This window comes from Vibrio sp. Y176, from assembly GCF_033438945.1.
The window spans coordinates 1-613 of the sequence record NZ_JAWOQS010000773.1 but is presented as its reverse complement, the minus strand read 5'-3'; the positions used below and the strand labels follow the sequence as shown (position 1 = coordinate 613).

Annotated in this window: 1 pseudogene; it reads left to right on the top strand. The window is 48.8% G+C overall.

Features of this window, described 5'->3' with window-relative positions:
- Positions 1 to 613, top strand: a pseudogene (locus R7O13_RS28580) (putative 2-aminoethylphosphonate ABC transporter permease subunit); the annotation flags it as partial.

Here is a 613-nt window from a genome sequence, read left to right as displayed (position 1 = left end):
AAAACCTCACCGATGAAGACCTTTTTTATGGTGACGTTACCTGCGGCGAAATACGGTTTGATCAGCACTCTGATTGTCGTATTCACGTTGGTGATCACCGATTTTGGTGTGCCGAAAGTCATTGGCGGAAGCTACAACGTTCTGGCGACCGACATCTTCAAACAAGTGGTGGGCCAGCAAAACTTTGCCATGGGTGCAGTAACCAGCATCATGCTGTTATTTCCTGCGGTAATGGCGTTTGGTGCAGATCGTTGGGTGCAGAAAAAACAAAAGAGCTTATTTGACACGCGCTCGGTGCCTTATCAACCAGAACCCAACAAAACGCGTGATGGCCTTTGCTTCGTATACTGTTCACTGATTTCTGTCGCAGTACTGGCAGTGTTAGGCATGGCGGTGTACGGCTCTCTAGTGACATTTTGGCCGTGGAATAAAGCGCTGACGCTGAACAATTACAACTTCGCAGAGATGAGTACCTATGGCTGGAGCCCGTTCTTTAATTCTCTCACTTTAGCTGGTTGGACTGCGCTGATTGGTACCGCTGTGATTTTTGTCGGTGCCTACTGTATTGAAAAAGGTCGGGCGTTTGGGCCAGTTCGTCAGGCGATGCAAATGC